Below are 14,193 nucleotides of genomic sequence, written 5' to 3'. Positions count from 1 at the left end.
CCATGTCGATCGACGTCAACAACGAGTCCGGAACCGAGGTCGACGAGCAGGCGATCCTCGACATCGCCCGCTACGCGCTCACCCGGATGCGGATCCACCCGCTCTCCGAGCTCTCCGTCATCGTCATCGACGAGGACGCGATGGAGCAGCTCCACATCCAGTGGATGGATCTGCCCGGCCCGACCGACGTCATGTCCTTCCCGATGGACGAGCTCCGTCCGCCGACGAAGGACGACGAGGAGCCCCCGCAGGGACTCCTCGGCGACATCGTGCTGTGCCCCGAAGTCGCGAAGAAGCAGGGCGAGGAAGCCCCGACGCAGCACTCCATGGACGAGGAGCTCCAGCTCCTGACCGTCCACGGAGTGCTGCACCTGCTCGGCTACGACCACGAGGAGCCGGACGAGAAGGCCGAGATGTTCGGTCTGCAGGCGGCCATCGTCGACGGCTGGCGCGGTGAGCGCGGCATGACGGGTCCGTCGCCGGCGCCCACCGTCTCGTGAACGCCGCGCAGCTGATCACCGGAGCGGTGCTGCTGGTGGTCGTGGCCTGGTTCGCGGCCTGCGCGGAGTCCGGCATCGCCCGCATTTCGATCTTCCGCGCCGAGCAGGCCGTGCGGGAGGGCCGGCGCGGCAGCGAGAAGCTCGCCCAGGTCGCCGGCGACCCCACCCGCTACCTCAACGTGGCGCTGCTGGTCCGGGTCACCTGCGAGATGGCGGCGGGGGTGCTCGTCACCTACGTCTGCCTCGACGAGTTCGGCGAGAACTGGACCGCGCTGCTCGTGGCCATCGCCGTGATGGTGCTCGTCTCCTTCGTCGCCGTCGGCGTCTCCCCGCGCACGATCGGCCGCCAGCACCCGCTGAACACCTCGACGGCGGCCGCGTACGTCCTCGTACCGCTCGCCCGGGTGATGGGGCCGATCCCGCAGCTGCTGATCCTCATCGGCAACGCGCTCACGCCCGGAAAGGGTTTCCGCAAGGGGCCGTTCGCCTCCGAGGCGGAGCTGCGCGCGATGGTGGACCTCGCGGAGAAGGAATCGCTGATCGAGGACGACGAGCGCCGGATGGTGCACCAGGTCTTCGAGCTCGGCGACACCCTGGTGCGCGAGGTGATGGTGCCGCGCACCGACCTGGTCTGCATCGAGCGGTACAAGACGATCCGTCAGGCGACCACGCTGGCACTGCGGTCCGGCTTCTCGCGCATCCCGGTGACCGGGGAGAACGAGGACGACATCGTCGGGATCGTCTACCTGAAGGACCTGGTCCGCAAGACCCACATCAGCCGCGAGGCGGAGTCCGACCTGGTCTCCACGGCGATGCGGGCGGCCGTCTTCGTGCCGGACACCAAGAACGCGGGCGATCTGCTGCGCGAGATGCAGCAGGTGCGCAACCACGTCGCCGTCGTCATCGACGAGTACGGCGGCACGGCCGGCATCGTCACCATCGAGGACATCCTCGAGGAGATCGTCGGCGAGATCACGGACGAGTACGACCGGGAACTCCCGCCCGTCGAGGACCTGGGCGAGGACCGCTACCGGGTCACGGCGCGCCTCGACATCACCGACCTCGGTGAGCTGTTCAAGGTCGAGGCCTTCGACGACGAGGACGTGGAGACGGTCGGCGGCCTGCTGGCGAAGGCGCTGGGCCGGGTGCCGATCGCGGGCGCCTCGGCGGTGGTGGAACTGCCGGACGGGCGTCCGCTGCGGCTGACGGCCGAGTCCCCGGCGGGACGGCGGAACAAGATCGTGACGGTGCTGGTGGAACCGGTGGCCGCGGCGGAGGCCGTGGGGGAGGAGGGGGAATGACCCCGGCGGAGCTGCGGGAATTCTGTCTGGGCTTCAACGCGGCGGTGGAGGAGTTCCCCTTCACCCCGGAGACCTCGGTCTTCAAGGTGCTGGGCAAGGTGTTCGCGCTCTCGGCGCTGGACGCGGAGCCGCTGAAGGTCAACCTCAAGTGCGAGCCGGAGCTGGCGGTGCGGCTGCGCGAGGAGCACGAGGCGATCGTGCCGGGCTACCACATGAACAAGCGGCACTGGAACACGGTGACGGTGGGCGGGGTCCCCGAGGCGATGCTGCGCGAGCTCGTCGAGGACTCGTACGACCTGGTCGTCGCAGGGCTGCCGCGGGCGGAGCGGCTGAAGCTCGACCGGCCCTGAGCCCGGGGGTGCGCCCGGCCCTGAGCCCGGCCGTGCCCGGAGCGCCGTGGCGGGGTCGTTGCGCGGCCCGGACCGGCCGCTCCCTATGCTTTCGCCCATGACCGAGAGCACCGGGATCGACCCCGAGGACACCAAGATCATCACGCTGGCGCGCAGCGCCCGGGCCCGCAACGGCGTGCCCGAGGGGGCGGCGGTGCGCGACGAGACGGGCCGCACCTACGTCGCCGGGACGGTGGAGCTCGACTCCCTGAAGCTGAGCGCGCTGCAGACCGCGGTCGCGATGGCCGTGGCGAGCGGCGCACGCTCCCTGGAGGCCGCGGCCGTCGTCAGCGCGGCCGACGCCCCCGCCGAGGCCGACCGCGCGGCCGTCCGCGACCTGGGCGGCCCGGACACCCCGGTGCTGCTGGCGGCCCCGGACGGCACGCTGAAGTCCACCACTCCCGCAGGCGCCTAGCCTCCCGGCGGGGTGGCCGCCCCTCCCTGCGCGCCCCGCGCCCGGCCCCTGGAGCCGGGCCACACCCAGCCCGGCCCGGGCCATGTCCTGCCCCGCCGGGCAGATCCGGCTCCGCCGGCACAATCCAGCCTCGCCGGCGTTTGAGGCGCGGGGTCTGGGGCGGAGCCCCTGGGGGCACCTCCCAGCGGTAGCTGGGGGAGAACCCGGCTCCGCCGGGCACCGGGCTCCGCCCGGACCCTCCCCCAGACTTCGTCCGGGGGACCCCCACTCAAACGTCGGCGAGGCTGGTTGTGGCCCGGCCGAGCCTGAAAGCCGGCGGGCCTGGGTTTGCCCATGCGAGCCTGAATGCGGCGGCGAGGCCGGATTGACCCAGGGCCGGCCCGAAGGCGGCGGCGAAGCCGGGTCGGGCCGCGGGCGGGGCGGGAGTCGGCCGGCACCCGCGCGGGTCGCCGTCAGGCGTACCGAGCCCCGCCGGTGGGATCGGCTGCCCCGCCGGGAGGCTGCCGACGGCGGATGACCATCGCCATCAGCGCAGCCATCGCGCACAGCGCGCCCGACGCGTACCAGACGACGTCGTACGAGCCGAAGGCGTCCCTGGCCAGGCCGCCCAGGAAGGCCACCGCCGCCGCGCCGACCTGGTGCGAGGCCAGCACCCAGCCGAAGACGATCGCGCTGTCCTCCCCGTAGTGCTCACGGCAGAGCGCGATGGTCGGCGGGACGGTCGCGACCCAGTCCAGCCCGTAGAAGACGATGAAGAAGACCATCGGCGGGTGCACGGACGGCGCCAGCAGCATCGGCAGGAACAGCAGCGAGATCCCGCGCAGCGCGTAGTACACCGCCAGCAGTCGGCGCGCCTCGAAGCGGTCGGTGAACCAGCCGGAGGCGATGGTGCCGACGACGTCGAACACCCCGATCACCGCGAGCAGTCCCGCGGCCGCCGTCACCGGCATGCCGTGGTCGTGGGCCGCCGGTACGAAGTGGGTCTTGACCAGCCCGTTGGTCGAGGCCCCACAGATCGCGAAGGTCCCCGCCAGCAGCCAGAAGGGGCCGGTCCGGGCCGCCTTGAACAGCACCGTCACCGTCCGCCGCGCCGCGCCCGTCACCGGGGCGGGCTTTTCCGCGTAGGTGCCGCCGTACGGCGCGAGACCCACGTCCGCGGGATGGTCGCGCAGCAGCAGCCACACGAACGGGACGACGGCCAGGGCCGCCAGCGACACCGTCACCGCCGCCGGGCGCCAGCCGTGGTGCTCCACCAGCCACGACAGCAGCGGCAGGAAGATCAGCTGGCCGGAGGCCCCGGCCGCGGTCAGGATGCCGGTGACCAGCCCGCGCCGGGCGGTGAACCAGCGGTTGGTCACCGTCGCCGCGAAGGCCAGCGCCATGGAGCCGCTGCCCAGGCCCACCAGCACGCCCCAGAACAGCACCAGCTGCCAGGACGCCGTCATCCACACGGTGGCCGCGGTGCCGCCGGATATGACCAGCAGGGCCAGGGCCACCACCTTGCGGATGCCGAAGCGGTCCATCAGCGCCGCGGCGAAGGGGGCGGTGAGCCCGTACAGCGCGAGGTTCACCGAGACGGCGAAGCCGATCGTGCCGCGCGACCAGTCGAACTCCTCGTGCAGCGGCTCGATGAGCAGTCCGGGCAGCGAGGCGAAGGCGGCCGCGCCGATGATCGTCACGAAGGCGACGGCCGCGACGAACCAGGCGCGGTGGACCCGTCCCGGGACGGCCGGAGGGGTGGTCGTGGGGGCGGGGATGGGGGCTGTCTGCGTCACCCGGACAGCTTCCGGCCGGGAGGGTCCCGTACGACAGTGGCCTGACTGACACCCTTCGATACGATTGGGCCATGACCCTTCACCGTGTCGTCGTCCTCGCGCTCACGGGGCTGCTGCCCTTCGAGCTCGGCATCCCGCACCGGATCTTCGGCCGGGCCAAGGGTCCTGCCGGAGAGCCGCTGTACGAGATCCTCACCTGCGCCCTGGCCGCCGGGCCGGTGCGCACGGACGCCGATTTCGCGGTCCAGGTCGAGCACGGCCCCGAGCTGCTGGCCACGGCCGACACCGTGGTGGTGCCCGCCTCGTACGAGCTGGGGCCGGTGTACGAGGAGGGGCGGCTGAGCGGCGAGCTCGCCGCGGCGCTCGCGCACATCCGGCCCGGGACGCGGCTCGTCTCCATCTGCACGGGCGGGTACGTGCTGGCCGCCGCCGGTTTCCTGGACGGGCGCCCGGCCACCACCCACTGGTTCCACGCGGAGCACTTCCAGCGGCTCTTCCCGTCCGTGCGGGTGGACGCCGACGTGCTCTACACCGACGACGGGGACGTGCTGACCTCGGCCGGGGTCGCCGCCGGCATCGACCTGTGCCTGCACATCGTGCGCCGCGACCACGGCGCGGCCGTCGCCAACGACGTGGCCCGGCGGACCGTCGTACCGCCGCACCGGGACGGCGGGCAGGCCCAGTTCGTCGAACGCCCGGTGCCGCAGCCGCAGCTGGCCAGCACCGCGGCGGCCCGGGCCTGGGTGCTGGACCGGCTGCACGAGCCGGTGCGGCTGGTCGACCTGGCCCGGCAGGAGGCCATGTCGGTACGGACGTTCACGCGCAGGTTCCGGGAGGAGGCCGGGATCAGCCCCGGCGAGTGGATCGTCGGACAGCGGGTGGAACGGGCCCGGTGGCTGCTGGAGCGGACGGATCTGCCGATGGAACAGGTGGCGCGGGAGACGGGATTCGGGACGGCGCAGTCGCTGCGCAAGCACGTGCAGGCGGCGCTCGGGGTGAGCCCGACGGCGTACCGGCGCACGTTCCGTGCGGCGGGCGGGGACGCGGGCCCGGATGCGGGCGCGGATGCGGGCGGGGATGCGGGCCGAGACGGCCGTGGGAGCGGGAACCTGCCATCTCCTGATGGGCCATCAGTTGATGCCGGATCCGTGCATTGACTTCTCCCGCCGCCCGCTCGTGAATGGCCCCTGCGCAGGGGCTCGGCGCGAGGGAACCCAGGGGGCGGGCAGTGCGAACAGGGGCGCGGAAGCGGAGATGGTCGGCCGCAGTCGGCATGGCGGTGCTCGCCGCCACGACCGGGGGCGCCCTGAGCGCACCGGCCGCGGCCGAGGGGGAGACCCCTCCCGGCCAGGTGGAGTTCCCGACGCACTGCCTGCCGCCCCAGGAGGCCGGCCTCCCGCCCGCCGACGGGCCGACCACCGCCCGGATCACCGTCGACGACCCGGCTCCGCAGGTCGGCGACACCGTCACCGTGACCTACCAGGTGCTCCGGACCCCCGCCGTGCCACCCCTGGATCCGAACGCGGCCGACGGCCGGCTCCCCGCCGACGTGCTGACCCCGACCGGCCGGATCGTGCTCGCGGGCGCCCAGAGCGGCGAGGTCACCGTCGTCGGGGCCAAGCGCAACGACCCCGTCAAGGCCGGCGAGCCCCTTCCCGCCGTCACCATGACCGGCACCTTCACCGTCACCGCGCCCGGTGAGATCACCCTCGCCCCGGGCGCCTACACCCTGCACACCAGCCACCTGCTGGACCTCGACACCACCTGCACCGCCGCGGCGCCGTCCGCCACCCCCGTCTCCGAACGCCTGACCGCGACCGCGCTGCCCACGGCCAACCTGCGCAGCGTCTTCCTCGCGGCGGCCCACGGAAAGCCGGGCGCCAAGGTCAAGGTCACCGCCGCCGGCTTCCCCCCGGGCGCGGCCGTGACGGTGGCCGGACGGGCCGGCGCCGCCGAAACCGCCGACCGGGTGAGCGCCACCGCCGACGAACTGGGCACGGCCCTGGTGGAGTTGCCCGTCACGGACAAGGCCACCACCGGGGTGATCGCCTACGAGGGCCCGGCCTGGTCGGCGAGCCGGGGCTCGGGCCCGGCCGCGTACACCGTCATCGACACCACCCCGACGGTGGCGGGCACCCGCAAGGTCACGGCCACCGTCGAACCGGGCGCCCTCGGCATGACCCAGGCCGGCGAGGACATCACCCTCGGCGCCGTCCCGTACGGCGACGGCGGCGCCGCCCCCGGCCGGATCGGGACCGTCACGGTCACCGACGCCCGCGGCGGCCCGGCCGGCTGGTCCCTCACCGGCAAGGTCACCGACTTCACCGGCCCGGGTGGGGTGCGCATCCCGGGCGCGTCCCTGTCCTGGAACCCGACCTGCGTGGCGGCCCCGGGCAGCCCGAGCGCCTGTACGCCGGGCAGCGCGGGCGTGGTCGGCCCGGAGGGGGCCCTCCTGGCCTCCACCGCCGACGCCCCGCTCGTCGGCGGCACCTTCACGGTCGACGCCACGGTGACCCTGCAGGTCCCGCCGTACACCCCGCCGGGGGCGTACACGGCGGTCCTCACCCTGACCCTGTCGTGACCCCGCGCCCCCATCGCCGACGGGGCTTCACGATCGGGGCTCCGCCCCGGACCCCGCGCCTCAAACGCCGGCGAGGCTGGATTTTCGGGGTGGGGGACGGGCTCCGCGCAGCGGTGGCCCTGCTCGTCGCCGCCGGGCTCGTCCTCCTGCTCGCCGCGCCGGCCGAATCCGCCGACAACGGCCAGTGGTCCGTGCTCCCCGCCGCGACGGGCATCGGCCAGCGGCCGTACTTCTACCTCGCCGCCGCGCCCGGCCAGGCCGTCACCGACACCGTCACCGTGACCAACCGCACCGACCGTCCCCGCACCTTCCGGCTCTACCCCGCCGACGCCTACAACACCGCCCGCGACGGCGGCTTCGCGCTGCGCGGCCCCGACGAGCCGCGCCGGGCCACCGCCGCCTGGGCGAAGCTCGACCGGGAGCAGGTGACCGTACCGGCCCGGGGGTCGGTCCGCGTCGGCTTCACCCTCACCGTCCCCGACCGGGCGGAGCCCGGGGACCACCCCGGTGCCATCGTGGCCCTGGAGGACCGGCCCGCCGCCACCGCCCGGGGGATCGGCGTCCAGCAGGCCGTCGCCGCCCGGGTGTACCTGCGGGTGACCGGCCCGACCGCGGCCGCCCTCGCAGTCGAGGGCGTCACCGTGCACCGCCGCGGCGCGGGCGCGGACATCGCGTACACGCTCCGCAACACCGGCAACGTCACCCTCCGCCCGCACGCGTCCCTCACCGCCTCCGGCGCCCTCGGCCGCACGCTGCTGAAGCGCGAGCTCACGGGGCTGCCCGCCGAACTGCTGCCGGGTCAGGAAGTGCGGCTCGAAACCCGCTGGGAGGGTCCGCCCGCCGCGGAATGGGCCGAGGTGACGGTGCGCGCCCGGGCCGAAGGAACCACAGCTCAGGGTCGCGCAGCCCACGCCGCGCACCCCCTGCTCACGACTGTGCTCGCCCTCACTGCCGTCATCTGGTCGGCGCTGGGAGCCGCATCGGGGAGAATGGCCCGTATGAGCGATCGTTCCCCCGAGTCCACCAGCCCGCACCGTGCGGGCTTCGCCTGCTTCGTCGGCCGCCCCAACGCGGGGAAGTCGACCCTCACCAACGCACTCGTGGGCACCAAGGTCGCGATCACCTCCAACCGGCCGCAGACCACCCGCCACACCGTCCGCGGCATCGTGCACCGCCCCGACGCGCAGCTCGTCCTCGTCGACACGCCCGGCCTGCACAAGCCGCGCACGCTGCTCGGCGAGCGCCTCAACGACGTCGTCCGGACCACCTGGGCCGAGGTCGACGTCATCGGCTTCTGCCTGCCGGCCGACCAGAAGCTCGGCCCCGGCGACAAGTTCATCGCCAAGGAGCTCGCGGGGATCAAGAAGACCCCCAAGATCGCCATCATCACCAAGACCGACCTGGTCGAGTCCAAGGCCCTGGCCGAGCAGCTCCTCGCCGTGCACCAGCTCGGTGCCGAGCTGGGCTTCGAGTGGGCCGAGATCGTCCCCGTCTCGGCGGTCGGCGACAGCCAGGTCCAGCTGCTGGCCGACCTGATCGCGCCGCTGCTGCCGGAGAGCCCGCCGCTGTACCCGGAGGGCGACCTCACCGACGAGCCCGAGATGGTGATGGTCGCGGAACTGATCCGCGAGGCCGCACTGGAAGGCGTACGGGACGAGCTCCCGCACTCCATCGCCGTGGTCGTCGAGGAGATGATCCCGCGGGAGAACCGTCCGGCCGACCGCCCGCTGCTCGACATCCACGCCAACGTCTACATCGAGCGGCCGAGCCAGAAGGGCATCATCATCGGCCCGAAGGGCTCCCGCCTGAAGGAGGTCGGGATGAAGTCGCGCAAGCACATCGAGGCACTGCTCGGGACCCCGGTCTTCCTCGACCTCCACGTGAAGGTCGCCAAGGACTGGCAGCGGGACCCCAAGCAGCTCCGCAAGCTCGGCTTCTAGCCCGCCGGACGCGCCCCGCGCACCGCTCGGCCCCCGCGGGCCCTGCGGGCTCCGGGGCGCTGCACCGGACCCCGTCCGGTGCTCCCGCGGCGGGCCGTGGGCGCGTCAGCGCAGCCGCCGCACCTTCACCACGTTGTCCGGGCGGGTCCCGGGCCGGCCGTCGGGCCCGTCCAGGGCCTGTACGTGTTCCTCCGCGAGGAGGACCTCCCACGCGCCCTCCGCCAGCTCCAGCTGCGCGAGGACCTCGTCCGGGGTGGGGAAGCCGATCTCCGCGTGCCTGTCCGGGTCCCAGGACGGCCCGCCCGCGTGGCCGACCACCAGCAGGACCCCGCCGGGGGCCACGGCGGCGGCGGCCGTGCGCAGGACCCGGGCGCGCGGGAAGTCCCCGTAGTTGTGCAGGAAGCACGCCGAGACGAGGTCGAACTCCCCGTCGGGGAAGGACTCGGTGAAGTCGTGCCGCTGCCACTCCACCAGCTCGTCCACCCCTGCCTCGGCGGCGTGCTCGGCCGCCCGGCCGAGGGCGACCTTCGAGATGTCGGCGCCGGTGACCCGCCACCCCCGGCGGGCGAGCCAGACGGCGTCGGCGCCCTCGCCGCAGCCGAGGTCCAGGGCCCGGCCGGGGGAGAGGTCCTGGACCTCACGGACCAGGACCGCGTTGGGGTTGCCGCTCCAGATGCGCGTGCTCTCGCTGTAGCGCTCGTCCCAGAACTCCTCGCCGCCCTCGCGCGGGGCGCCGGGGGCGTGCGCGTGCGCGTGCCTGTGCTGGGGTGCGTCTTCGTGCTTCGGCATGGGGGCCTCTTCCGCTACGGGTCTCGGTGGCCCCGATGCTCCGCCCGGACCGGCACTCACGGCAAACCCTGTTGCCGGTCCGGCAAAAGCATCCGGCGCGACCGCCCCTACGCGGCGTCGGCCGGCGGCTCCGCGATCAGGGCCGTCGCCACCCGGCGGAAGCCGATGCGGCCGTAGATGCGGGCCACGTCCTCGTCGCCCGCCGAGAGGAAGACCGTACGGGCGCCCCGCGCCCGGGCGTCGACGACCAGCGCGGCCGTGACCCCGAGGGCCAGGCCCTGGCGGCGGGCCGACGGCAGGGTTCCGACGCCCACCACCTCGGCGACGTCCCCGACCGGGTTGAACATGCCCGAGCACAGCACCACGCCGTCGCGGACGGCCGCGGCCATCCCCGAGGTGCCCGCCGCGAGCTTCGCGGAGACGCTCGCCTGGCGGGTCTCCGCCGACGGGTCCGCCAGCGCGGCCGCCAGTTCCGCCGGCCCGGCCTCGCCCACCGCGGTACCCGGGTCGCCGAAGGCCAGCGCCGGGACTGCCAGCGCGGCCGACAGCAGGGGGTCATCGGCGCCGAGCAGCCGCACCTCCGGGTGCGGTGAGGGCGCCTCGGTGTCCTCCAGCACCATCAGCGGATGGGCGTGGACGTAGAGTCCCGCCGCTTCCACGGCGGTCCGCAGCGAGGGGCTGGTTTCGGCCACCCACTCGAAGGCCTCGGGGACCCCGAGCTCCCGTTGACGGGACAGCACCCGCCGGACGTCCTCCGCGGTCGCCGCGCCGGAGCCGCCGAGCGTGGGCCGCGCGTAGTACGCCCAGCCCGGACCCTCCTGGACGAACAGGGTCAGCGGGCCGAAGTCCTCGGCCCGCGCCCCGCCCACCCGCGGCACCGTGTCGTAGTACCGCTCCAGCTCGGACAGCTTCGAATCGATCATGTGGTCGGTCATCCGGACATCCAAGCAAAGCGGTGCTGCTCAGGCACCTTCTTTGAGGATCCGCGAGATCAGCGTCCGCTGTGCCTCCGACAGGCCCGGCTCGGCGCAGGAGACCGTCCGCCCGTCCACCGTGATCCGGTACGAGAACCCGTCCCGCACCCGGTCCGCCGGATCGCCCGGCGGACCGGGCCGCAGCGCGAGCTGGGCCAGGGCCCGCCACTCGTCCTCGTCCGGCCGGCCCGAGGTGTCCACCTCGGCCCGGCGCTCGATGCCCGCGAAGCCGCCCGTCCGTACCACCTGAATGCGCATGGGAGCGATCTACCCCGCGAGCGGGACGCCCACCGCGGACCAGGCCTTCTGCAGGGCCTGGTGCTCCGCGCCGCCGTCGCCGTACCGGGTCACGGCCGCCGCCGTGGAGAGCCGGGCGAAGTCCTCGAAGTCGGCGTTCGAGGCGAGCTCCCCGCCGGTCAGGGTGTCGTACCAGATCTGCCCGGCCCGCTCCCAGGCCTTGCCGCCCAGCTCGGTCGCCACGATGTAGAAGGCGTGGTTGGGGATGCCGGAGTTGATGTGGACCCCGCCGTTGTCGCTGTGGGTGTTCACGTAGTCGTCCATCGTGGCCGGCTGCGGGTCCTTCCCGAGCTCGTCGTCGTCGTACGCGGTCCCCGGCGCCTTCATCGAGCGCAGCGCGACCCCGGTCACGTTGGGGCCCAGCAGGCCGGCCCCGATCAGCCAGTCGGCCTGGTCGGCCGTCTGCTCCAGCGAGTACTGCTTGATCAGCGAGCCGAAGACGTCGGACATCGACTCGTTCAGGGCGCCCGACTGCCCGCGGTAGCGCAGGTTCGCCGTGTACTGGGTGACCCCGTGGGTCAGCTCGTGCCCGATGACGTCCACGGACACCGTGAAGTCGAGGAAGAGGTCCCCGTCCCCGTCCCCGAAGACCATCTGCTGCCCGTCCCAGAAGGCGTTGTTGTAGTCCTCGTCGTAGTGGACGGTCGCATCCAGCGGAAGCCCGGCATCGTCGATCGAGCGCCGCCCGAATCCCTTCAGGAACAGGTCGTACGTCGCCCCGAGCCCCGCGTAGGCGCGGTTCACGGTGGCGTCCTTGCTCAGCGGGTCGCCCTCCACCCGGACCTTCTTCCCGGGCAGCTGCGTGCGGTGCTGGGCGTCGTAGAGCGTCCGGTCCGGCCCGTCGGAGGCCGGCGCACCGAGCGTGGGCACGATCCCGCGGACGGCGGTGACCCTGCGCCGGGTGCGCAGCAGGGAGTCGCGCTCGAGGGTGCGCTGGGCGAGATCGGCGCGCCGTGAGTCCCCGGACAGGGCGGCCTTGTCGAGGAGGTGGGGCGGTACGACGGTGCAGAAGACGGGGTGGCGGTGAGCGTGGGAGGCATCCATGCCCGGCAATGTGGCAGTGGGTCATGCCGGTGTCACTACCTGCGACCATGATTCATTCACTTGTCTGAAAGCGGTGGCGCCGGGTTGACGGATCGCCCTGACCCGGGCGCTTTGAAAGAGGCTTAGCTCACATTTGGTGCAAATTGGACGGTGGGGTCTTGCATACTGAAACAGGTCCTCGCGTCACCGCGCGGCTCGGCTAGGCTCGGTCCATCATGCGTTTCGGGCTGCTTCTCCTTAGCTGCCGCGGCGAGGGTCTGTAGTCGTAGGCCGGCCCCCTCCCCGCGGAGTTTGGTGTTGCGGTTTTTACGACCGCCGTCGGCCGTCCCAGCGAACTACACGCGGACACGCGAGGAGCCCAACGCCATGAGCCAGCAGCCTTTTGTCGGTCGCCCCACGCCCATCACCAACGCGACCCACACCCAGAAGTCCTCCGGGATGCCGATCCACAAGTACGGCGCGTACGAGCAGGTGGACATCCCGGACCGCACGTGGCCCGATGCCCGCGTCACCAAGGCTCCCCGCTGGCTGTCGACCGACCTGCGCGACGGCAACCAGTCGCTGATCGACCCGATGACGCCCGCCCGCAAGCGCGAGATGTTCGACCTGCTGGTGCGCATGGGCTACAAGGAGATCGAGGTCGGCTTCCCGTCCTCCGGCGAGACCGACTTCGCCTTCGTGCGCTCCATCATCGACGAGGGCGCGATCCCGGACGACGTCACCATCTCCGTACTGACCCAGGCCCGCGAGGACCTGATCGAGCGGACCGTGGAGTCCCTGGTCGGCGCCAAGCGCGCCACCGTGCACCTGTACAACGCGACCGCGCCCACCTTCCGCCGGGTCGTCTTCCGCGGCTCCAAGGAGCAGATCAAGCAGATCGCCGTCGACGGCACCCGCCTGGTCATGGAGTACGCCGAGAAGCTGCTGGGCCCGGAGACCGCCTTCGGCTACCAGTACAGCCCGGAGATCTTCACCGACACCGAGCTGGACTTCGCCCTGGAGGTCTGCGAGGCCGTCTGCGACGTCTGGCAGCCGGCCGAGGGCCGCGAGATCATCCTGAACCTGCCCGCGACCGTGGAGCGCTCCACGCCGTCCACGCACGCGGACCGCTTCGAGTGGATGGCCCGCAACCTGACCCGCCGCGAGCACGTCTGCATCTCCGTGCACCCGCACAACGACCGCGGCACCGCCGTCGCCGCCGCCGAGCTGGCCCTGATGGCCGGCGCCGACCGCATCGAGGGCTGCCTGTTCGGGCAGGGCGAGCGCACCGGCAACGTCGACCTGATCACGCTGGGCATGAACCTGTTCTCCCAGGGCATCGACCCGCAGATCGACTTCTCGCAGATCGACGAGATCCGTCGCACCAGCGAGTACTGCAACCAGATGGAGGTCCACCCGCGCCACCCCTACGCGGGCGACCTGGTCTACACCGCCTTCTCCGGCTCCCACCAGGACGCCATCAAGAAGGGCTTCGACGCCATGGAGGCCGACGCGGCCGCCCAGGGCAAGACCGTCGACGACATCGAGTGGGCGGTCCCGTACCTGCCGATCGACCCGAAGGACGTCGGCCGCTCCTACGAGGCGGTCATCCGGGTCAACTCGCAGTCCGGCAAGGGCGGCATCGCGTACGTCCTGAAGAACGACCACAAGCTGGACCTGCCGCGCCGCATGCAGATCGAGTTCTCCCGGATCATCCAGGCCAAGACCGACGCCGAGGGCGGCGAGGTCACGCCGAAGGCGATCTGGTCGGTCTTCCAGGACGAGTACCTGCCCAACCCGGAGAACCCGTGGGGCCGGATCCAGCTGCGCTCCGGTTCGACCGCCACCGACAAGGACGGCACGGACACGCTGACCGTCGAGGCGGTCGTGGACGGCGTGGAGATGGTCCTGGCCGGTACCGGCAACGGCCCGATCTCGGCCTTCTTCGACGCGCTGGCCGGCATCGGCATCGACGCCCGCCTGCTGGACTACACCGAGCACACGATGAGCGAGGGCGCCTCCGCCGTGGCCGCCTCGTACATCGAGTGCGCGATCGACGGCCGCGTCCTGTGGGGCATCGGCATCGACGCCAACACCACCCGCGCCTCCCTGAAGGCGGTCATCTCCGCCGTCAACCGCGCGGGCCGCTGATCCTCCGGCGCCCATCGCCCGTACGTGTGCCCCGTCCCTCCTCCGGAGGGGCGGGGCC

General features: G+C 72.8%; 13 protein-coding genes and 1 pseudogene. 9 read left to right on the top strand and 5 right to left on the bottom strand.

The features are described from left to right. Nucleotides 1–2 precede the first annotated feature (2 nt). From ybeY to OG472_RS17005, 4 genes are all read left to right on the top strand, one after another. Complete coding sequence (gene ybeY, locus OG472_RS17020; RefSeq protein ID WP_401601934.1) at nt 3–500, top strand: rRNA maturation RNase YbeY; 498 nt, start codon at nt 3–5, stop codon at nt 498–500. Beyond that, on the top strand, nt 497–1,801 hold the full coding sequence (locus OG472_RS17015; protein WP_383568190.1) for a hemolysin family protein: 1,305 nt from the start codon (nt 497–499) through the stop codon (nt 1,799–1,801). Before ybeY ends, OG472_RS17015 begins: the two co-directional genes overlap by 4 nt. Then, on the top strand, nt 1,798–2,151 hold the full coding sequence (locus tag OG472_RS17010; RefSeq protein ID WP_383568194.1) for an MmcQ/YjbR family DNA-binding protein: 354 nt from the start codon (nt 1,798–1,800) through the stop codon (nt 2,149–2,151). Before OG472_RS17015 ends, OG472_RS17010 begins: the two co-directional genes overlap by 4 nt. Before the next feature lie 97 nt (nt 2,152–2,248). Continuing rightward, the gene (locus tag OG472_RS17005; protein WP_401601932.1) at nt 2,249–2,605 is read left to right on the top strand and encodes a cytidine deaminase; all 357 of its coding nucleotides are present in this window, start codon (nt 2,249–2,251) and stop codon (nt 2,603–2,605) included. A gap of 452 nt (nt 2,606–3,057) precedes the next feature. Here the strand turns inward: OG472_RS17005 and OG472_RS17000 are convergent, their stop codons facing one another. Continuing rightward, on the bottom strand, nt 3,058–4,380 hold the full coding sequence (locus OG472_RS17000) for an MFS transporter (protein ID WP_405941686.1): 1,323 nt from the start codon (nt 4,378–4,380) through the stop codon (nt 3,058–3,060). Nucleotides 4,381–4,451: 71 nt separating this feature from the next. On the opposite strand from OG472_RS17000, the gene OG472_RS16995 reads away from it, so the two are divergent. The 4 genes and pseudogenes from OG472_RS16995 (at nt 4,452) to era (ending at nt 8,901) form a co-directional block, all read left to right on the top strand. Beyond that, complete coding sequence (locus tag OG472_RS16995; protein ID WP_405941685.1) at nt 4,452–5,537, top strand: GlxA family transcriptional regulator; 1,086 nt, start codon at nt 4,452–4,454, stop codon at nt 5,535–5,537. A gap of 116 nt (nt 5,538–5,653) precedes the next feature. Further along, the gene (locus OG472_RS16990; protein ID WP_405941684.1) at nt 5,654–6,961 is read left to right on the top strand and encodes a beta-xylosidase; all 1,308 of its coding nucleotides are present in this window, start codon (nt 5,654–5,656) and stop codon (nt 6,959–6,961) included. Further along, a pseudogene (locus OG472_RS16985) lies at nt 6,958–7,464 on the top strand (WxL protein peptidoglycan domain-containing protein); the annotation flags it as partial. The gene OG472_RS16990 and the pseudogene OG472_RS16985, both read left to right, overlap by 4 nt. A gap of 486 nt (nt 7,465–7,950) precedes the next feature. After that, a complete protein-coding gene (gene era, locus OG472_RS16980; RefSeq protein WP_383568546.1) occupies nt 7,951–8,901 on the top strand; it encodes a GTPase Era in 951 nt (316 codons plus the stop codon). Between the two features lie 105 nt (nt 8,902–9,006). Here the strand turns inward: era and OG472_RS16975 are convergent, their stop codons facing one another. From OG472_RS16975 to OG472_RS16960, 4 genes are all read right to left on the bottom strand, one after another. Then, nucleotides 9,007–9,690 carry a class I SAM-dependent methyltransferase gene (locus tag OG472_RS16975; protein ID WP_405941683.1) on the bottom strand — a complete coding sequence of 228 codons (684 nt, stop codon included), beginning with the start codon at nt 9,688–9,690 and terminating at the stop codon, nt 9,007–9,009. A gap of 107 nt (nt 9,691–9,797) precedes the next feature. Continuing rightward, nucleotides 9,798–10,625, bottom strand: coding sequence for a GNAT family N-acetyltransferase (locus tag OG472_RS16970; protein WP_405941682.1), 828 nt, complete (start codon nt 10,623–10,625; stop codon nt 9,798–9,800). Between the two features lie 27 nt (nt 10,626–10,652). Further along, nucleotides 10,653–10,922 carry a protealysin inhibitor emfourin gene (locus OG472_RS16965; protein WP_383568215.1) on the bottom strand — a complete coding sequence of 90 codons (270 nt, stop codon included), beginning with the start codon at nt 10,920–10,922 and terminating at the stop codon, nt 10,653–10,655. A 9-nt stretch (nt 10,923–10,931) separates the two neighbouring features. After that, nucleotides 10,932–12,005 carry a M4 family metallopeptidase gene (locus OG472_RS16960; protein WP_405830069.1) on the bottom strand — a complete coding sequence of 358 codons (1,074 nt, stop codon included), beginning with the start codon at nt 12,003–12,005 and terminating at the stop codon, nt 10,932–10,934. A gap of 366 nt (nt 12,006–12,371) precedes the next feature. Between OG472_RS16960 and leuA the strand changes: the two genes are divergently transcribed. Continuing rightward, nucleotides 12,372–14,135 carry a 2-isopropylmalate synthase gene (gene leuA, locus OG472_RS16955; RefSeq protein WP_405941681.1) on the top strand — a complete coding sequence of 588 codons (1,764 nt, stop codon included), beginning with the start codon at nt 12,372–12,374 and terminating at the stop codon, nt 14,133–14,135. The last annotated feature ends 58 nt before the right edge of the window (nt 14,136–14,193 follow it).

It is taken from the genome of Streptomyces sp. NBC_00207 (assembly GCF_045160965.1).
In the GTDB taxonomy this organism is placed as follows: domain Bacteria; phylum Actinomycetota; class Actinomycetes; order Streptomycetales; family Streptomycetaceae; genus Streptomyces.
The sequence above is the reverse complement of the archived record's forward strand: the minus strand, read 5'-3'. Positions and strand labels throughout refer to the sequence as shown.